General features: G+C 63.0%; 14 protein-coding genes and 1 pseudogene. 6 read left to right on the top strand and 9 right to left on the bottom strand.

Annotated elements, in window-relative coordinates; all coding sequences use genetic code 11:
* Positions 1-11: 11 nt before the first annotated feature.
* A complete protein-coding gene (murA, locus tag ACZYZE_RS06955; RefSeq protein ID WP_459317552.1) occupies positions 12-1,337 on the bottom strand; it encodes a UDP-N-acetylglucosamine 1-carboxyvinyltransferase in 1,326 nt (441 codons plus the stop codon).
* A 158-nt stretch (positions 1,338-1,495) separates the two neighbouring features.
* Positions 1,496-2,230: a DUF6270 domain-containing protein gene (locus ACZYZE_RS06950; RefSeq protein ID WP_463907031.1), complete on the bottom strand. Its 735-nt coding sequence runs from the start codon at positions 2,228-2,230 to the stop codon at positions 1,496-1,498.
* Between the two features lie 133 nt (positions 2,231-2,363).
* Here ACZYZE_RS06950 and ACZYZE_RS06945 point away from each other — a divergent pair, with 133 nt between their 5' ends.
* Positions 2,364-3,047, top strand: a complete 684-nt coding sequence (locus ACZYZE_RS06945) for a hypothetical protein (RefSeq protein WP_463907028.1) — start codon at positions 2,364-2,366, stop codon at positions 3,045-3,047.
* Positions 3,048-3,399: 352 nt separating this feature from the next.
* On the opposite strand, the gene leuD is transcribed toward ACZYZE_RS06945, so the two are convergent.
* Both leuD and leuC read right to left on the bottom strand, forming a co-directional pair.
* Positions 3,400-4,002, bottom strand: coding sequence for a 3-isopropylmalate dehydratase small subunit (gene leuD, locus ACZYZE_RS06940; RefSeq protein ID WP_463907026.1), 603 nt, complete (start codon positions 4,000-4,002; stop codon positions 3,400-3,402).
* Positions 4,003-4,029: 27 nt separating this feature from the next.
* Positions 4,030-5,484, bottom strand: coding sequence for a 3-isopropylmalate dehydratase large subunit (leuC, locus tag ACZYZE_RS06935; RefSeq protein ID WP_463907024.1), 1,455 nt, complete (start codon positions 5,482-5,484; stop codon positions 4,030-4,032).
* A gap of 124 nt (positions 5,485-5,608) precedes the next feature.
* Here leuC and ACZYZE_RS06930 point away from each other — a divergent pair, with 124 nt between their 5' ends.
* Positions 5,609-6,328: an IclR family transcriptional regulator gene (locus ACZYZE_RS06930; RefSeq protein WP_463907021.1), complete on the top strand. Its 720-nt coding sequence runs from the start codon at positions 5,609-5,611 to the stop codon at positions 6,326-6,328.
* Between the two features lie 55 nt (positions 6,329-6,383).
* Positions 6,384-6,920: a DUF1697 domain-containing protein gene (locus ACZYZE_RS06925; RefSeq protein ID WP_463907019.1), complete on the top strand. Its 537-nt coding sequence runs from the start codon at positions 6,384-6,386 to the stop codon at positions 6,918-6,920.
* Between the two features lie 22 nt (positions 6,921-6,942).
* Here the strand turns inward: ACZYZE_RS06925 and ACZYZE_RS06920 are convergent, their stop codons facing one another.
* Entirely contained in the window at positions 6,943-9,543 is a 2,601-nt protein-coding gene (locus ACZYZE_RS06920; RefSeq protein ID WP_463907016.1) for an FG-GAP-like repeat-containing protein, read from the bottom strand.
* Between the two features lie 498 nt (positions 9,544-10,041).
* Between ACZYZE_RS06920 and ACZYZE_RS06915 the strand changes: the two genes are divergently transcribed.
* Positions 10,042-11,189 (top strand): IS3 family transposase gene (locus tag ACZYZE_RS06915; RefSeq protein WP_463907014.1). Its coding sequence is split into 2 segments (ribosomal slippage): positions 10,042-10,315 and positions 10,315-11,189, totalling 1,149 coding nucleotides; the frame shifts between segments, so codons are not numbered across the junction.
* A 272-nt stretch (positions 11,190-11,461) separates the two neighbouring features.
* Here the strand turns inward: ACZYZE_RS06915 and ACZYZE_RS06910 are convergent.
* On the bottom strand, positions 11,462-12,001 hold the full coding sequence (locus ACZYZE_RS06910; protein WP_463907011.1) for a hypothetical protein: 540 nt from the start codon (positions 11,999-12,001) through the stop codon (positions 11,462-11,464).
* 454 nt (positions 12,002-12,455) lie between these two features.
* Between ACZYZE_RS06910 and ACZYZE_RS06905 the strand changes: the two genes are divergently transcribed.
* A complete protein-coding gene (locus ACZYZE_RS06905) occupies positions 12,456-13,034 on the top strand; it encodes an ATP-binding protein (protein ID WP_463907008.1) in 579 nt (192 codons plus the stop codon).
* 603 nt (positions 13,035-13,637) lie between these two features.
* On the top strand, positions 13,638-15,734 hold the full coding sequence (locus tag ACZYZE_RS06900) for a DUF6270 domain-containing protein (RefSeq protein WP_463907006.1): 2,097 nt from the start codon (positions 13,638-13,640) through the stop codon (positions 15,732-15,734).
* 420 nt (positions 15,735-16,154) lie between these two features.
* Here ACZYZE_RS06900 and ACZYZE_RS06895 read toward each other — a convergent pair whose 3' ends face one another.
* The 3 genes and pseudogenes from ACZYZE_RS06895 to ACZYZE_RS06885 all read right to left on the bottom strand — a co-directional run.
* A complete protein-coding gene (locus ACZYZE_RS06895; protein WP_463907004.1) occupies positions 16,155-16,424 on the bottom strand; it encodes a transposase in 270 nt (89 codons plus the stop codon).
* Positions 16,421-17,467 (bottom strand): ISL3 family transposase, encoded by a 1,047-nt coding sequence (locus tag ACZYZE_RS06890; RefSeq protein ID WP_463907001.1) that lies wholly within the window; start codon positions 17,465-17,467, stop codon positions 16,421-16,423. The genes ACZYZE_RS06895 and ACZYZE_RS06890 overlap by 4 nt, the downstream gene beginning before the upstream one ends.
* 45 nt (positions 17,468-17,512) lie before the next feature.
* Positions 17,513-18,412: pseudogene (locus tag ACZYZE_RS06885) on the bottom strand (IS3 family transposase); the annotation flags it as partial.
* Positions 18,413-18,457: the final 45 nt, after the last annotated feature.

Genomic DNA, 18,457 nt, shown 5'->3' with positions numbered 1-18,457 from the left:
TGCGGTCCCCGCTACTTGGCCGAGGTGATGTCGAAATCGGCGCCCAGGCCGGCGAGCTTTTCGGTGAAACGCTCGTAGCCGCGGTTGATGATGTCGATTCCCGTGACCCGTGAGGTGCCGGTGGCGGCCAGGGCGGCGATCAGGTGGCTGAAGCCGCCGCGCAGGTCGGGCACGTCGATGTCGGTACCGGTCAGCTGGGTGGGCCCGGAGATCACGGCGGAATGCAGGAAGTTGCGCTGGCCGAAGCGGCACGGCACACTGCCGAGGCATTCGCGGTGGACCTGGATGTTGGCGCCCATCCGGATCAGGGCCTCGGTGAAACCGAAGCGGTTCTCGTAGACGGTCTCGTGGACGATCGACACGCCCTCGGCCTGGGTCAGCGCTACGATCAGCGGCTGCTGCCAGTCGGTCATAAAGCCGGGGTGCACGTCCGTTTCGAGGACCAGCGGGTTGAGCTTGCCGCCGCGGTGGTAGAAGCGGATGCCGTCGTCGCCGATGTCCATGCCGCCGCCCACCTTGCGGTAGGTGTTGAGGAAGGTCATCATGTCGCGCTGGGTGGCGCCTTCGACGAAGATGTCGCCGCGGGTGACGAGGGCGGCGGAGGCCCAGGAGGCGGATTCGTTGCGGTCCGAGAGTGCGCGGTGGTTGTAGCCGCCGAGGTCCTGGACGCCTTCGATCCGGATGGTGCGGTCCGTCTGGACGCTGATGATGGCGCCCATCTTCTGCAGCACGGCGATGAGGTCCACGATCTCCGGCTCGGTGGCCGCACCGGAGAGCTCGGTGATGCCTTCGGCGCGGGTGGCGCTCAGCAGGACCTGCTCGGTGGCGCCGACGGAGGGGTACGGCAGGGAGATTTTGGCGCCCTTGAGGCCGTGGGGCGCGGAGATGTGGATGCCGCCGGGGCGTTTTTCCACAACGGCTCCGAACTGGCGCAGAACGTTCAGGTGGTAGTCGATCGGGCGGTCGCCGATCTTGCAGCCGCCGAGGTCGGGGATGAAGGCCTCGCCGATCGCGTGGATCAAGGGTCCGCAGAGCAGGATCGGGATGCGGGAGTCGCCGGCGTGGGCGTCGATGGCCGTGTGGGAGGCCGTCTTCGCGTTGCTCGGGTCGAGGGTGAGATCCCCCGTGACGGGGTCCTTCTCCACCGTGACACCGTGGAGCTGGAGCAGGCTGGTGACAACCTCGACGTCCTTGATTTCAGGGACGTTGCGCAGTACGGACGGCTCATTGCCCAGCAGCGCAGCCACCATGGCCTTGGGGACAAGATTCTTGGCCCCCCGGACGGTGACACGGCCGGTCAGCGGGACGCCTCCGCGGATTGTCAGAACACTACTCATATACCGGTTTCCTCACGACTACTCGCCCCAAATCCTTACAAAGGCTCCTGCTAAGCATAGGAGCTTGCGTTACCGATCTGAAATACGGGGTTCCCCGGAACCACGAAGGCCACGCAGTTGGCGGGCACTGAAGCCGCCCCCGGGCCCGTCACCGCGGCCTAGGCAGCGGCTGCCGCCGTTTCCCGGATTTGATCAGCGATCCAGGCAATGCCTGAGTCGCCGAAATGGTAGGGCGCCGCTCCCCACTTGTGGTCGACGGCGGCGTAACGGAGATCCTCCGGCAATTCCACCACCTTGAACCCAAGACTTCGAATGTGGGCGCAGGACTCGTTGAAATAGGCGTTGACTTCGGCCGTATCAAAGTTCCAGAACGGTGGGGCGGGGTCGCCCGCTTGCGTCGTTTCTGCCCACGGAGTGTTCAGTACGACTGTTTTTTCCTGCAGCCCCATCTGCGACAGTGCGCCTAGGAGCCGGGTGGCCGCGGCTTCCCACAAAGTCCAGTGCCGCTCCGTCAGAATCCGGATATCCTGCGTCCTGCCCTGAACGGCCTTCAGACGACCGGAGCTGACCAGTTCGTGCGACCGTGTGACGTGACTTCCGTCCGGGAGCCGGACGACGCCGAGCCGCTCGTCGGTTAGGTCAATTACTAAAACGTCAATGTCGCTCGCGAAGCGTCGAACGAGCTGCAAGAGGTTCGACCGGATGTCCCCGGCGAGCGAGCGGTCCTGGAAGGCCGAGCTCAGAGTGTCGCCCTGCAGCAGATCAGTGGGCTTGGACATCGCACTGATCATCGACTGCCGGGCGACATAGCTCAGCAGCTTGTATTCGGGATCCAGGAGCGGGAAGGCATCACGGGAGACGCAACTTCCATAGATCATGAGGTTCTTTTGCATTGTATGAACCTTAACAGAGACACTCCCAGTTCCCGCCCCCCGGCCGGGCCGCTGGTACAGTCAGCCACTGCCTTAATGAATCGTCCTTGGGGGAATCTTGAAGTCGTCTTCACTCACGCGCAAACCGCTCCGTATGGTCTTGATCTGCATTCTCGCTGCCGGCATCGCTGCCGGTACGACGGGGGCCAAGGAACCACCGATGGACCGCTTCTGTGGTGGCACCGACCCAGCCACTGGGGAGCAGGATTGCTGGTGGGGCCCGGCCTGGGAACTAAATGACGCCCCCTATTACTATCTCCCCCAGATCACCGGCACCATGACGGTCGGATCCACCCTGAGCGCCGTGGCGCCCCCGAATGACCTGCGGTGGACGCTCATAACGTACCAATGGTTGCGGAACGCAACTCCTGTTGCAGGGGCCACCACTGCCACGTACAAGCTGACCGATGCCGACATCGGCCAGACGATCGGACTTGAGTCGTACGGCGAGGCACACTACCACCAGGACGCCGGAGAAACGTTTACCGCTGACTCCCCGGTCAAGGGTTACACCCTGACTCCCGGCGCTCCCCGCGTGTCAGGAACGCGGCCGGTAGGGTCGGTCCTGACAGTGGCTCCGGGAGCCTGGACCGCTGGCACCTCATTCAGATACCGGTGGCTCCGCAATGGTGCGGCCATCAGCGGTGCCACGGCAGGCTCCTATAAGCTCACGGATCCTATAAGCTCACGGATGCGGATCGCGGCCACCGAATCGCAGTCCGGATCACGGGAAGCAAGCCTTTATTCACCTCAGCAACCAAGCTGGTTCTGGGGGTAGCATCTGTCGCCCCGTCGTCCACCACATTACTCAACCGGACTTTGCCAACGCTCACCGGTGCTCCGGCCGTTGGTAGGGTCCTCAAGGCCACCCCTGGAACATGGTCGCAGCCGGGCCTGACGTACCGGTATCAGTGGCTGCGCGATCGCTCGATTCCGATTCCCGGCGCCACTGGCACCGGCTACAAGGTAACCGCCGCGGATGTTGCTTTCCGGAGCCTGACGGTGAAGGTCTACTCCGTGAAACGGGGCTGGACTTCCGGATCGGCGCTATCCAGCCCGGTTGGTAGGATCCTGCCCGCACCATAGCAGCGGCACGCCTCTTGCGACGCGACGGCCGAGCCAAGGGCGCGTCAGGACAGCCTGGCGGGCAGGGTCTTGGGCATAAACGCCGGCCGGGTGGCCTCGAAGGCGGTGATGTCGGCCTCGTGCTTGAGGGTCAGCCCGATGTCGTCCAGGCCCTCCAGCAGGCGCCAGCGGGTGTAGTCGTCGATTTCAAAGGGCGCCACGAGGTTCCCGCACTGGACGGTCTTGGAGACGAGGTCCACGGTGACCGCTGTGCCGGGGGCGTTCTCCAGCTCCTTCCAGATGAGTTCGATGTCGTCCTGGGCCAGTTCGGCGGCCAGCACGCCCTGCTTGCCGGAGTTGCCGCGGAAGATGTCCGCGAAGCGCGACGACAGCACGGTCTTGAAGCCGTAGTCCTTGAGCGCCCAGACGGCGTGTTCCCGGGATGAACCGGTGCCGAAGTCGGGGCCGGCTACCAGCACGGAGCCCGCGTTGAAGGGTTCCTGGTTCAGGATGAACGCCGGGTCCTTGCGCCATGCCGCGAAGAGGGCGTCCTCGAAGCCGGTGCGTGTGATGCGCTTGAGGTAGACGGCCGGGATGATCTGGTCCGTGTCGACGTTGCTCTGGCGCAGCGGGACGCCGATTCCGGTGTGGGTGGTGAACTTTTCCATGGCGGATCCTTCGGTGCTGTCGGGGAACTAGGCTGCGTCGGTGCGGATGGCGGCGGACGCCGGAGCGGGATCCAGGTCCGATGGCGAGCTCAGGGTGCCGCGCACCGCCGTCGCTGCCGCCACCAACGGGGAGACCAGGTGGGTGCGGCCGCCCTTGCCCTGGCGGCCCTCGAAGTTGCGGTTCGAGGTGGACGCGCAGCGCTCCCCCACCTCCAGCTGGTCCGGGTTCATGCCCAGGCACATGGAGCAGCCGGCAAAGCGCCACTCGGCCCCGAAGTCCGTGAAGACCTTGTCCAGGCCCTCAGCCTCTGCCTCGAGGCGGACGCGGGCGGAGCCGGGCACCACCAGCATCCTGATGTCGGGGTCCTTGGTGCGGCCGCGGATGATGTCCGCGGCTGCCCGGAGGTCCTCCATCCGGGAGTTGGTGCAGGAGCCCAGGAAGACCGTGTCCACCCGGATGTCCTTCATCGGGGTGCCGGCTTCCAGCCCCATGTACTGCAGCGCCCGTTCCGCCGCGGCCTTGGCGTTTTCGTCGCCGAAGTCCTCGGGCGAGGGCACCTTCGAGGAGAGGGACACGCCCTGGCCGGGGTTGGTCCCCCAGGTCACGAACGGTTCCAGGGTGCCGGCGTCGAGGTCCACCTCGACGTCGAACGTGGCGTCGTCGTCGGTGCGCAGGGTGTTCCAGTACTCGACGGCGGCGTTCCACTCGGCGCCCTGCGGCGCATGCGGGCGGCCGTCCATGTAGGCGTACGTGGTCTGGTCCGGGGCGACCAGTCCGGCGCGGGCGCCGGCTTCGATGGACATGTTGCAGATGGTCATCCGGGCTTCCATGGAGAGCGCCCGGATCGCGGAGCCGCGGTATTCCAGCACGTAGCCCTGGCCTCCGCCGGTGCCGATCTTGGCGATGACGGCCAGGATAATGTCCTTGGCCGATACGCCGGGGCGCAGGGTGCCTTCGACATTGATGGCCATGGTCCTGAACGGCTTCAGGGACAGCGTCTGGGTGGCCATAACATGTTCCACCTCGGAGGTGCCGATGCCCATCGCCAGGGCGCCGAAGGCCCCGTGCGTGGAGGTGTGCGAGTCGCCGCAGACCACGGTCATGCCGGGCTGGGTGAGGCCAAGCTGCGGGCCGACGACGTGCACGATCCCCTGTTCGGCGTCACCGAGGGAGTGCAGCCGGACGCCGAACTCCCGGCAGTTGTTGCGCAGGGTCTGGATCTGGGTCCGGCTGGTCAGGTCCGCGATTGGCTTGTCGATATCCAGCGTGGGAGTGTTGTGGTCCTCGGTGGCGATGGTGAGGTCCGGCCGGCGCAGAGGGCGCCCGGCCAGCCGGAGGCCCTCAAAGGCCTGCGGGGACGTAACCTCGTGCACCAGGTGAAGGTCGATAAAGAGGAGGTCGGGTTGGGCATTGGCCCCTTCGCCGTCGCCCTTGCGCACCACGTGCGCGTCCCAGACTTTCTCGGCCAGTGTCTTTGCCACGGCCTGCTCCCTTCACTGCGGTGTTCGTTCATGCCGGCTGATTATCTCCACTGAATCAGCACTCCCGTGGAATGCGCCAGCGCGGTGACTTGCATCTCAGATAATGAGACGGCAATATCATTACATGGACAATTCTAGTGGTGTCGGTGTCATCGATAAAGCGGCCCATGTGCTTGACGCACTTGAGGCGGGCCCCACCACCCTGGCGCAGCTTGTTGCAGCCACGGGACTGGCACGGCCCACCGTACACCGGCTGGCGCTGGCGCTGGTCCATCACCGGCTGGTCAGCCGCGACATCCAGGGCCGCTTTGTGCTCGGCAGCCGCCTCGTGGAGCTGGCCTCCGCCGCCGGCGAGGACCGCCTGATCGCCTCGGCCGGCCCCGTCCTGGTCCAACTGCGCGACGCCACCGGCGAAAGCGCCCAGATTTTCCGCCGCCAGGGCGACTGGCGTGTCTGCGTCGCCTCCGCAGAACGCCCCATCGGCCTCCGCGACACCATCCCCGTGGGCACCCAGCTGTCCATGAAGGCCGGCTCCGCCGCCCAGGTGCTGCTCGCCTGGGAGGACCATGACCGTCTCCTGGAAGGCCTTCAGGCTGCCCGCTTCACCCCCACCGTACTTGCCGGCGTCCGGCGCCGCGGCTGGGGCCAGAGCCTGGGCGAACGCGAGCCGGGCGTCGCCTCCGTGTCGGCCCCGGTGCGCGGCCCGTCCGGCCGGGTGATCGCCGCGGTGTCCATCTCCGGCCCCATCGAACGCCTGACCCGCCAGCCCGGCCGGCTGCATGCCGAGGTGGTCTGCAACGCGGCACGTGTCCTCACCGAGGCGCTGCGCAAGACCAGCGACTGACTCCGCCGCCGGCTCATCCGCTCCCGCGTGCGCACCGGAAAGCTAGGCTGGGCGGATGAACAGCTATGCGGTGTTCCTGCGCGGGATCAATGTTGGCGGCATCACCATCAGGATGGCCGAGCTCAAGGAGGCCCTCACATCGCGGCCGTTTTCCGGAGTGAAGACGCTGCTGGCCAGCGGCAATGTGGTGCTCGCCAGCGAACTGGATGCCGGGCGGGTCAAGCAGGAATTCGAGGCCTGCCTCCGGGAGGCCTTCGGCTACGACGCCTGGGTGGTCGTTTTGGCGGCGGACCGGGTGGGCGAACTGGTCGCCGCGTGTCCATACCCCGCGCACGATGCCTCCACCCACACCTACCTCACGCTCGGCTCGGACGCCGGCGTGCTGGCTGAGCTGTATGAGGCAGGCAAGGCCCTGGACGGAGCGCAGGTCACCTCGCTGGGTCCGGAGGCCTTGGCGTGGCCGGCACCCGCCGGCGGCACCTTGGACAGTCCGTTCAGCAGGCTGTCCTCAAAGCAGAAGTACAAGGCCTCAACCACCACCCGCAATCTGCGCACCATGATCAAGGTCCGCGACGCGGCAGCCCTGTTGTAGTCGCGGTGCTATTAATGGTGACTCACCAGCTGCTCGCAAATTTGTGGCTCTTCATCACGAACGCGTACGCGATGGGCTTTCCCACGGCGCTGCCCGCCACGTCGCTGTAAGCAACTGAGCCTGCAGCATCGATTCCGACGATTCCGTTGTGATCGGTTTTGTGGCCGACGACCGGAGAAAAGGCCGTCATGCCGGTGTAGCCGCCTGTACTAAGGCGAACCGGCGACTTAGAAATCTGTCCGCTGGCGGTTCTCGCATAGCGGTACAGAGAGCCGCTTTCGTTCACTATCAACGCGGATGCCGTCGTCCGGGACGGCACCAGCATCACCATTGGTTTGTTGCTCCAGCCCGAGCCGATTAACGCCGGCTCGCCCAGTCCGCCAGACGCCAGACTGGGCCAGGAAAGCAAATGGCCGCTGATTCTGTCCGCAGACACTACTGTCAGTTGGGATCCCCACACGCCGACCGCAATCCTCCTGTTATGCCAGCCACTGGCACCCAGAGTCACCGGGGCAGCAAAACCGCCTCCGCGGAGGCCCTTAAAGAGTTGAAGCCTGCCGTCCGCGCGGGTGGCCAGGACGTCCAGCGTGCCGTCCCGGTTCCAGTCGGCCACGTGGCAGGAGCGGATATCGGTGCCAAACGCGGAAGCAGCACGGATCGGTAAGGCAAATTTGCCCTCGCCCAGCGAGCGAGCCACATACAGCCAGCCATCGGGTCCAACGCTGACGAGATCGGCGGATGACCGGATAGTGGGCGCCTGCGCCGCGTCGATCTCAACGACATTTGTGCCGTTCTCGGCGAAGTACAGCCGGTTCCGACTCGTGACCACCATATCCGTGTACTGCCCCCGAATGATTTCTTTCCTGGTCCGAGTTTCGGTATCCAAAGCAGTCGCCGTCCCCCCGCAGAGATGCACAATCGAATTCGCTTGGGGGAGGTAGGCGATACTGCTGGTCCTGTATCCCGCTACCGCAGTCCGGTTGAACAACCTGTATGTGGACACCAGGTTTCCACTGGCCCTGTCCAGGCTGATGACGCCGTTATTGGTACTCACATACAAGAGGCCCCGAACAAGGAGTGGGCTGTTTATCTCGACCTCGCCGGTCAGCGCACGCTTCCAGACGAGGCGGTTTTCCCGGACGTTCCAGGCAAAGACGTGCGCCGGCTTAGTGTCATCCACGGATCCGTAGCCGCCCTTGATCCCGGTAGTTCCGAAAACAGTGTCGCCGTCGCCGGCAAGGCCAAGGACGGATTGGCCTGGAATGGGACAGTTGACCACTGTGATATCTGCATCGTTCAGGGGGTTGATTATTGCCAGTGCGCCCGTGTTTAGTCCGTACTCGGCAACGGTGCCCGCGACCACTCTGTCGGCGGCACGTGCCCAGGCAAAGGGACGGGACTGCGAATATTTCTCGCGGAGTTCGATGAGTTTGGTGACGCTCTTGGTCTGGGGATTAAGCCTAAAAAGTCGCCCGGCTCCGTACGACCCAACATAAACGGTTGTGTCGTCGTACTGGAACATACCTTCGATTTGGGCGATGCCAGTATCGGCGGCAGAACGCCAAAGTTCCCGTGAGACTAGGTCCACTGATCCGATTCCGTCGCCCAGGGAACCCCCGAAATACATGGTGGTCCCGGATAGTGACGCTGCGAGGGCCTGAACTTTGAGGGGCGTGTCAGAAAAGGCAGATTTCACGGCTTGGATGACATTTTTCCCTGCGACTGAGACCTTGGCGTAAATTTGCTGCTGACCCGAGGCACAGAGGATGTTCACGATCGGGAGTCCGTTCGAACTTTCCACACTCAAAGCGCTCGGCGCGCCGGGAACGGTGCAAACGCTCTCGGCCGCCATGGTGCTGGGGTCTATTTTCATGAGTTCGTGGGTTCCGGCTGTGTACCGCACTGCATAGACGTGACCACCGGCCGGCAACGCCGCTGAGGTGCGCATCATGGGGATCCAGGTCCACGGTGGCGACTTCCAGGCCGCGGCTGCCAGGTCGTATACCCTGAACAATTCCTTGCCGAGGGCGCCTTGGTAGTACACGAAGAGCATTCCGGAATGGGCTGCAATGTTGTAGACAAACCCTTCCGCCGCCGCACCGGGCAGCGCGATTTCCCGTAATTCGGCGGGACGGTCCGTGTGCCAGGTCACGATACGAGGGTTCAGCGCGCCCGTCCCCGCATAAACATTGCCGTTGGCGTCGATGGCTAGGCTTCGTACATACTGTGCGCCTGCATGCACTCGTGGCGTATGGACGGTCCCGCCCGTGGTCGGGTCGAAACGGGTGGCGTTGCCCGTCGGATAGTTGCCGGTCCAAATCCTGCCTTTCGAATCGACCGCCCTGGCAAAAGCAACATTGGTTGTCCCTGGCGCGGCGCTGTAAGCGTCAGTAACGCGCCCTGAAAGGCTCACGCTCTTGGCTGTCGCCGAAGCACCAAAAGCAAGAACGGCGTCGGTGGATGGCTCGTAGACTACCCGGCCCGCGCCGCCTCCGGATCCTGGGAACGGCGTTGCGGACAGCTCAAGTTGCCCGGTGGCTGCATCGATGACTTGAACCTGTCCGGAAAGGCCCCGGCAGGCGGCGGCGAGCTTCAGGACTCCGGCCCGGTTTCGGAAGAACACGGCGTTTGGATTTGGGCTGCTCTTGAAAACGTTTACGTACCGGCGCAAAACCGCAGAAGGCTCAGTTCCGACTATGGACAGTGGAACTTCGGTGCCGCCTATCGCGTCCAGGGAGTTAGCCGGAACGTTCGCTAGGGCGGTGTTGTTTCCGACATATAGTGCTGCGCCTGCCCCTACGCCGACGGCCAATGATAGAAAGCCGCGTCGCCCTACTTCTCTCACTGGATACATCTCGGCTAGCCGTCCTCGTCAAGGAACTACCGGTTGTTTCCTAGCGAAGCTATCGAGAGGGGCTTGGGAAAACCTTAGGGGATCGCCCCGCCTGCGTGCGAACCTCTGACTTCATATTCCAAATAGGAGGCGAAAAGAATCAATGAAGCTAAAGGTTCTAAGATTCGGTCCACGGCCGGATTCCACCTGGTTGGGTCCCCGTGTAGAAGTCCAGTGTTTGTGTGAGTTTCGTGTCCGAGAATGGACACAGGAGGAAATTCACGAATCATGGCACGCAGACACACCCCAGAGCAGGTCATCGCCAAAGTCCGGCAGGGCCAGAAGATGCTCAGTGACGGACGCCCGATGGTCGAGGTCATCAAGGAGCTCCAGGTCACCGAGGCGACCTGGTACCGGTGGTTGAACCAGTACGGGTCCGAGAAGAACGCCGAGGCGTCCAAACGCACGAAGGAGCTGGAGAAGGAGAACGCCCGGCTCAAGCGCCTGCTGGCGGAGAAGGAACTGGCCATCGACATCCTCAACGAGGTGGCGAAGGGAAAATTCTAAGCCCCGAACCCCGCCGCCGTGCCGTGCGCATGGCGGTGGAGAAATTCGGGGCATCCGAACGCTTCGCCTGCGCAGTGCTGGGCCAGAACCGGTCCGCGTTCCGGAAGAAGAAACCCGACATGGGCTTCGAGGAAGCGCAGCTGCGCAAGCAGTTGCGCGCCACCGCCAGCAAGCACCCCGCATGGGGTTGGCGGAAGGCCCGCTGGCACCTGCTGGCCCAGCCGGAGTGGGACGGCATAGCGCTGAACAGGAAGCGTGTGCGCCGGCTCTGGCGCGACGAAGGCCTGGTCTGTAAACCCAAGGCGCGGAAGAAGCGCCGCACCGGGCCCGGCGCCGGGGAACAGAAACGACTCTCGGCTGAGTACCCGATGCATGTGGTCAGCTTCGACTTCCAGTCCGATGTGACCTCCTGCGGGCGGCACATCCGGTTCTTCAACGTCATCGACGAATACACCCGCACCGCGCTGGCGATCATCCCGCGCCGGTCGTTCAAGGCCGCCGACGTGGTCGCGGTGCTGGAGAACATCATCGCCGAAACCGGCACCGCCCCGGCCTACGTCAGATGTGACAACGGGCCGGAATTCACCGCCGCGGCACTGGTCGATTGGTGCAACACCGCCGGCGTGGACACGGCGTTCATCGACCCGGGATCACCCTGGCAGAACGGCTTCATCGAATCCTTCAACGCCCAATTCAGAAGGGAACAACTCTCCGGAGAAATCATGGACACCATGGCCGAAGCGAAGTATTTGGCCGAGGAATGGAAAGCTATCTACAATCATGAACGGCCCCACGGATCCCTGGACGGCATGACGCCGAAACGCTACTGGGAAAACTGGACGCTAGAAAACCAATTAGCTATCGCATAGACGCTGGACTGCTAACGGGGGCCCAACCACACCGACTCCCCAAATCACGCGATGGCGAGACGTAAGAGCCGAAGCCGGCGTGGCGGGAAGACCCGACTGCCGCGCAGCTTGCCGGGACAGTCCGGACTGAATATTCAATGCTTTGCGCGTCCGTTCGCTCTACAACGGGATGGATTTTATTCGGTCTCATTCACCCACTGGGGCTTCGTTTCTGTCCGACGAGGTGGTTGGTATGGGTATAGCTCTCTGAAGTGACCCCACCTTTGGGGCTTTTAGTCGCTTGAATTGGCCCCACCCTCGACCCGCCCGTAGCGTTCCCTTTGTCGTTCAAGACTAAGAGAACGGAACGGGTTTGAAAGAGAGAACGAGAGCCGAATAATTCGACCGTATCCGCCGCGATGCAAGTAAAAGATATGTCTGTCCGAGAGCTGGCCCGGGTCCCCGGTGTGCATCGGCGCACGGTGCGTGCCGCGCTGGCCGGCTCGACGCCGCCGCCGCGCAAGCAGCGCCATACCGCCCGGCCGTTCTGGCAGCGGCTGGTGGACGAGCTCGGGGTCACCGTGACGGAATCCAACGTCACCCACGCGGTGGCGAAGATCCGGCGCGAGCTGATTGGCACCGCGGTCGATGTCGCGGTCCCGCGGACCCATGCCCCCTGCGCGGAAGCTGAAGTCGATTTCGGTGAGTTCCAGGCCCTGATCGGCGGGATCATGGTCAAGCTGTTCATGTTCGTGCTGCGCCTGTCGCATTCTGGCCGGGCCGTGCACGTGGCGTATGTCAATCAGGCCCAGGAATCCTTCCCGGACGGGCACAACGTGGCCTTCGAACGCCTCGGCGGAGTCCCGTCGAAAATGATCCGTTACGACAACCTGACGCCGGCGGTGATCCGGGTGGCGCTGGGGCGGGAGCGGGTGGAGAACCCGCGGTTCATCGCCATGAGGTCCCACTACGGTTTCGACACGTTCTTCTGCATACCGGGCATTGAAGGGGCCCACGAGAAGGGCGGGGTGGAGGGCGAGGTCGGCCGGTTCCGGCGCCGCTGGCTCACCCCCGTGCCCGATTTCGCGACCCTGGCGGATCTGAACGGGTTCATGGCTGCCTGCGAGGACACGGACGACTTTCGGGTGATCTCTGCCCGCCCGGTCATGTCGGCGCCGCGGCCGCCGCCGAGACCCCGGAGCTGGTGCCGCTGCCTGCGGATGTTTTCGAGGCCGGCCCCACCGTCTCGGTCAAGGCCAACCACAAAGCCGAGGTCTGTGTGCGCCAGTGCTATTACGCCGTGCCGGTCACCTAAGCCGGCGGCGTGTCAGTGTGCGGATCGGGGCGGCACTCATCGAGGTCTTCGCCGACGGCAAGCGCATCGCAGCCCATGTGCGCGCCGTGCACAAGTGCGCCTATGCGCTCGAACTCGTCAAGTACGCGGATATCCGCATAGTCGACAGAGTGGGCTACGCCGAGCTCGATACCCACGGATCGGAGCTGCTCTTCCAGATCATCACCGCCCGGGAAGAAAGGGCATCCATCGTCTGCGCCTCCAACGCCAACTTCAATAGAGTGGGGCCAGACCTTCACCGGCCCCCGCCTCGCGGTGGCCATCGTGGAGAGGCTGACGTTCCGCGGCCATGTCATCAACACTGGAACCATTCCTACCGCCTCAAGACCACCCGCCAAGCACAGAAACGATTCCCCCGACGCGGCGGCCAAGCCGGAAACCCTACCAGGGGCGGGGCCAAAACAAGCGACGAACCCGGGCCAAATCAACTTGCTACTCCCACGTCAAACGCGCCGCTACGCAGAGGTTTTCATCTGAGGCATCGTATCCGGCTCCGCCGAGGTTTTCTATGAGTCAGCGCGGTTAAACATTTCCATTTGCCGTGGGGTAACATCGGCTCGTCAGCTATTGCCTTTCCTGGGGAATCAATGCCTAGCGTTATGCCTATGTCCGGTGCCCGTCCGGTTGGGATGGCGCTAAGCGTCACGGCCCCGAAAGAGTCCGCCGACACCCGTCGTGTGACCGATCCCTGGGCTACGGAAAGTACACGCCGGTGCTGTCATTGGCGCACTTAGTGCCCAACGATTCCAGTGGAGTCCGGAAGACGACCTGGCAGCCAGTACTCATCACGCCGGACAACAACGAACGGCTCGAACCAGCACATGCGGGCACCGTGACCCTAATTGGCACCGACGAATAGCAGAGGGTCAAATAGGTGGACCGCCTCGTGAATAACCATGAGCCCTTCGACACCTCAACGCCGTTGACACCCATGGAGACGGCGAGGCGCGTGAGCGGACTGTTGGTGCCGTCGCGCAGCTACTAGGTACCGGAAAACGAATCAACATCTAGTAGGAAGGCAATTCAGGGCGGCCCGGTACAATAACGGGTCGTTTTCACCGCTGGACGAGCACTCGCGATCCGCGAAGTAGCGCAGCAACCTTAGGCGAGTGATTATGGCAAGTATTTATATTTATGGCAGCTGCGTCTCGCGTGACGCGTTCGAATATTTAGACACAGCGGGCAACGAGTTACTTGGGTACACCGCACGACAGTCACTGATCAGCGCCGTCAACGAACCCTATGCAGCTGATGCAGCTAGTGGAAAGCTCTCGAGCCCTTTTCAGATCAGAAACCTTCAAGGTGATTTCGATGGAGACCTGTTCCAGACGCTAATTGATATGGCTGATCGTGCCGATTTCGTTTTCTGGGATCTCACAGATGAGCGACTAGGAGTTATCGAGGTTGGCGACGCCACTTACGTTACACGCTCGACTGAGCTGGTTCAGAGCGCAATACTTGGCGATCAGGCAGATCGCGACTGGATCCGGTTTGGTAGCGACCGACATTTGGCGCTCTGGAGGAGAGCTGTGATCCGGTTCGCTGACTTTGTCAAAGCAAACAATCTCGAGTCGAAAGTTGTTCTGTTCAACATACCTTGGTCCATGCATGACGAAGAAGGCGAGGCCCTAGGCAGGTACTGGGCGATGTTACCGGATGAAGCAAACAACCTGTTCGCTCGTTACATCGCCGTCATACGCGAGCATCTCGACGTGTTTTGCCTTGATCTTCCCTGGCAATCGACGGTATCGAATCGCCAGCACAAATGGTCGTTGGCGCCCTACCATTACATGGATACGGTATACGACGGTATTGTCAACCGCCTTGCGGAACATCCGAACCAGGTCGCTACGCAACCTAACCGTCAGAGAGCTGACAGTGACGGCCCTGAGTTCGCGTCCGGCAGCGAGACGTGGGATGACGCAGTCGATGCGCCACTCCGCGTGGCGGTTTATCCGGGCGCCGGTTCTTTTGGCATCCAATTCGAAGCTCAGAGCCGCCTCCCGCAAGGTCGCCATTTATTGATTTCTTTGGAGCTCCACGGTGCAACCGATATGGATCTCTCTGAATGCCGCATTTCCAAGTCCGGGCATGAGAGTATCGGTTACTTCCGCTATGTGGAAGTCGATGCCGGCCAGCGTACTTACTTCGCGTCTTTCGGCCTCCCAGCAGGCGTCACCTGCACTTCTATTTCCGTTGTGGGCTGGCATGTCGCCAGCGGCGGCGTCTCCCTGCGCGGTCTCACTGCATTCGCCGCGCAGGGAGCCGCCGCGCGCAATCACGGAGATCAAATCACAGACGATGGAGATCAAGCACCGGAAGACGGTCACATACTCCCACGAGCTTGGGGAGACACTGACTCGAGGGCTCTCATTCTCACGACGCGCTTCAGTCTTTTCCTGCCTCAGAATGCCGCGTGGTATGCCTCCAATGGGTCTAGATTCCCCAGCGCCGACGACTACGCGGCCTATCTGTATAGCCCAGGACGCCTCGACCCGAGGATGGAGATATTCATTGGCATGTCCCTCCCAGCGATTGCGCTGATTGCAGAACGTCATCTGGTTCTACATCGAGTTCAGTATTCTCGATCCCTGCCGGGTAAGTACCTGGAACAACTTCAAAGAGCCGCGGAGCAGTATCCTTTCATGCAATTGGAACTTGTCGACGAAGAGGGAAATCCTGGCAGACCAGAAATGATCAGAGAGTTCATCTCCCGAGCAGCCCAAAGCTCCAACATGGTCTTCGGTGATGCACGCTTAGACGATGACGATGTATTGTCATGCGACTTCTTCGATCTCTGCTCACGCTATCTCACTCGCGATCACGTAGGTTACGCAATTTCTTTGGCTAAGGGACTTACTGGACTATTTGAGGACGGGAAAGTTACCTCTCTGCGACGTGTTGTCCATCCTAAGATCGCTATCGGCCTCATGACGGTTGGCTATTTTGACGCCCGGACAGAAACGATTCAGCAGACATTTATTGGTTCTCACCCGACCGTGGATGAGCGGATGCCTGTAATCCTAGATTCGACAGCACCCAGCTATTTATGGATGAGGCATCTTGAGCAGGATTCGGTTCTTCAATTGGATCCGCGCCAGGCGCGAAAGATAGTCGAGCATTCTCTAAGTCGCTACGAGCCTCAGACCGCTGACGGGTCAGTAGTAGGCGCATTTCCGACCGTGCCATTTGATGGGCTCCAGCCAAATTAGTTGTGCCTGGGTAGCGAACTTCGGTGCTGGTGAGATGTTCGCAGAGCTCGGCGATGGTCTTTTGTCGCGCTGGCTGTGGGCAACGGGTCGAAGCGGATGGTCTAGTAGTCCGGAAGGGTGGGGTAAATGTCGCCGCTGGAGGCCAGTGCGGATCGGACGAGGCCGTGTGCTTCCTTGGCGGCTCGTTTGTAGCCGGTGTTCGTGCCAACAGGGCCACCCGTATCGCGTACGCCATGGTCCGGGGGACCAGGCCGCCTAAAACCCCGCCCGATGGGCGTGACCACCCGCCGGCTTTCCCGGGGCAGTGGCTGTAACCGGCCGCCGGCACAAGGAGCGGTCAACGTGGAGTGCCCGCAGCGCAGCGAGGACGAAAGACGTTGACAGCGACAAGCCGGGGCGCACTATGTGGGCCCTTCGCATTTAGGCATGGTTTGTTGGTTTCGCCCGGTAGGGGCGGTGGCCGCCGGCGGCGAGCAGGCATCTGAGCCGGTAGTTGGTGAAGTTGCGGAAGCCTCTGGCGATTCTGCGGGTGGTTTCGATGACGCCGTTGATCGCTTCGGTGGGTCCGTTGGAGGCGCCGTTGGTGTCGAAGTAGGCCAGGATAGCCGACTTCCATTGTTTGAGGGTCCGGCCGAGCCGGGCGACTTCCGGGATGGGGCAGGTCGGGAACGACGCGATTACCTCGGTCACGAGTGCCCGGCCGTGTTCCGGGCGGGCGTGGTAGATGTTGCGGAGCTTCTGGGGTAGCACTGCCAGGCGAGGGTGACTTCGTGGTCCGGGTCCCCGGCGGTGAGTTTCGCGTCGAGCCGGGATGCCTGTTTCTCGGTGAGGTGTTCGGCGCCGATCTGCAGGGTCCGGCGGATTCCGTAGAGCGGATCTCCCTTGCGGCCGCGGTGTCCCAGGGTGTCCTGCTGGACCCGGCGGCGGACTTCGTCGACCATGGCCGATCCCAGTTTCACGATGTGGAAGGCATCCAGGACGGTGATGGCTTCGGGCAGTTCGTCGCGGATCGCGTTCGCGTAGCCGCGGAATGGATCCAGCGCCGCTGTCTTGATGCCGGCGGTGAATCCGGTGCCGCGGTCTTTGAGCCAGTCGGCGTAGGCCTTTCCGGAGCGTCCCGGAACGAGGTCCAGCAGCCGGGCGTGGACCACGCCGTGCGCGTCGCGGGTGTGGTCCACGATCCCGGTGACCATGCCGGTGCCGGGCGGCCCGGTGTGGGCCCAAACGTGCTCGTCGACGCCGAGCGCGTCCACCCCCTTCAACCGGCCTGTGTCGGCGATCCGCCGCGCGGCCTCTCCCCGGATTCCGTCCCAGACGGTGTGCCAGGAGACGCCGAGCTGGTGGGCCAGGGCCGAGACCGAGGTGTCGAAACGCTGGAGCGCATCTGTTGCCCAGTTCACGGCACGGGCGGTCAGTTTCGCCCGTGGCCCGGCCAGCGGGTGTTCCTCGGTGAACGTTGTCCTGGGGCAGCCCGGGTCCGGGCAGCGCCAGACACGCTTGGCCCACAGCAGCCGCACCGGCGTGCCGAAACAGGGAATGTCGTGGAGCCGGACCTGGCGGCGTCCGTGCCCGACCGCGACGACGCCGCAGTCGGGGCAGCCTGTGACGTCCTCCCCGGTTTCGACGCCCAGAACCAGGCCGGCCGCGGTTGCCGTGACGGAGCTGACGCGGACGCCTTCGACACCGAGCAGCGTGTCCGCGCGCGTGCACCAGCGGCCATCGGAACAAGACATTGAGGTGTGTCAAGGATGTGAGACAGCCGGTTGGTTTCTTTTGGGTTAGGCGGCCGCGGGTAGCGGCTGGTTTTTGGTCTTGAAGTTGGCCATTGCTGTGGCCGGCGGCAGCCCCTCGTTGTTGCTGTGGGGCCGCCAGCGGTTGTAGAAGACCTCGATGTAGCGCATGGTTCCCTGGCGAGCGTCCTGCCGGGTGGCGAAGCTGTGGTGGTGGTAGAACTCGTTCTTCAGGAATGAGAACGCCGACTCGGCGACGGCATTGTCCCAGCACACGCCGGTGGCCCCCATTGACTGTCGGACAGCGTTGCCGGTGCACCAGGCGCCCATTTCCCGGGAGGTGTATTGGGTGCCGCGGTCGCTATGGAAAATCGCGTCCGGGGCCAGGTGTCCCCGGTCCCGGGCCATCGCCAGCGCGCCCGTGACGAGGGAGGCGCGCATGTGGTCGGCCATCGCCCATCCAACGACCATGCGGGTGCACAGGTCGATGACGGTGGCCAGATACAGCCAGCCCTCCCCGGTGCGCAGGTACGTGATGTCACCGACGAGCTTCGTTCCGGGGGTATCTGAGGTGAAGTCCCGGCCGATGAGATCGGCAAAGACCTTGTCCGGGTCCGAGGGGATGGTCGTGCGTTTGAAGGCGCGCATCCGCTTGGCCGCCCAGCCGTTCTCGGCCATGATGGCAGCGACCGTCCCCACGGAAATCTCCACACCCGTGGCGGCGAGTTTGGTGTGGACCATGCGGTGTCCGAAAATCCCGTCGGAGGAATCGAACATCACCTTGACCAGTCCGGTCAGCTCCCGGTGCCGGGCAGCGGTCGGTGATTCTTCGTGGTCCAGCCAGCGGTAATAGGAGGCCCGCGGAATGCCCAGCCGGGCGCACATCCAGGTGACAGGGAATTCGGCGTTCTTCCCCTGAACAAGCCGGTAGAGGTCCTCTACCGTTGTTCTTTGGCGAAGAACGCCGAAACTTTTTTCAGGTTATGCCGACAT

The organism is Pseudarthrobacter woesei (assembly GCF_055412745.1).
The sequence above is the reverse complement of the archived record's forward strand: the minus strand, read 5'-3'. Positions and strand labels throughout refer to the sequence as shown.

Excerpts from the sequence above, each read along its gene's own strand:
- leuD (WP_463907026.1), bottom strand. The coding sequence starts at position 4,002 with ATGGAAAAGTTCACCACCCACACCGGAATCGGCGTCCCGCTGCGCCAG.
- ACZYZE_RS06945 (WP_463907028.1), top strand. The coding sequence starts at position 2,364 with ATGGTCTTGATCTGCATTCTCGCTGCCGGCATCGCTGCCGGTACGACG.
- ACZYZE_RS06925 (WP_463907019.1), top strand. The coding sequence starts at position 6,384 with ATGAACAGCTATGCGGTGTTCCTGCGCGGGATCAATGTTGGCGGCATC.
- ACZYZE_RS06950 (WP_463907031.1), bottom strand. The coding sequence starts at position 2,230 with ATGCAAAAGAACCTCATGATCTATGGAAGTTGCGTCTCCCGTGATGCC.
- murA (WP_459317552.1), bottom strand. The coding sequence starts at position 1,337 with ATGAGTAGTGTTCTGACAATCCGCGGAGGCGTCCCGCTGACCGGCCGT.
- ACZYZE_RS06890 (WP_463907001.1), bottom strand. The coding sequence starts at position 17,467 with ATGTCTTGTTCCGATGGCCGCTGGTGCACGCGCGCGGACACGCTGCTC.
- ACZYZE_RS06930 (WP_463907021.1), top strand. The coding sequence starts at position 5,609 with ATGGACAATTCTAGTGGTGTCGGTGTCATCGATAAAGCGGCCCATGTG.
- ACZYZE_RS06900 (WP_463907006.1), top strand. The coding sequence starts at position 13,638 with ATGGCAAGTATTTATATTTATGGCAGCTGCGTCTCGCGTGACGCGTTC.